The 254-nt window shown below is 61.8% G+C and carries 1 protein-coding gene; it reads right to left on the minus strand.

Translation table 11 applies throughout. The features are described from left to right. Positions 1–233, minus strand: a 233-nt coding sequence (locus ACLQ2Q_RS22245; protein WP_425824091.1) for a cation transporter, incomplete at its 3' end; no start/stop codon positions are given. Positions 234–254 lie beyond the last annotated feature (21 nt).

Here is a 254-nt window from a genome sequence, read left to right on the forward strand (position 1 = left end):
TCGGGGACGGACTGCCCGGCGCAGTGGTAGCCGCAGTCGATGATCCACTGCCGCAGCTGTGCTTGTGAGGTGAGCTGCGGGTCGTAGGAGACGTTTGCGGTCTGGGAAACCGGGTTCGCCTCGACATCCGTTACCCCGGGTTGGCGGAGAAGCGTCAATTCGACGATCGACTTCGACGATGCCCAGGAGACTCCCTCGACTTCCAGGACGACGGTGCGCGTAGTTCCGTTCATTTCTGTTCTCCTGCTCCGTGA

Source organism: Microbacterium sp. DT81.1 (assembly GCF_049844955.1).
Classification (GTDB): Bacteria; Actinomycetota; Actinomycetes; order Actinomycetales; family Microbacteriaceae; genus Microbacterium.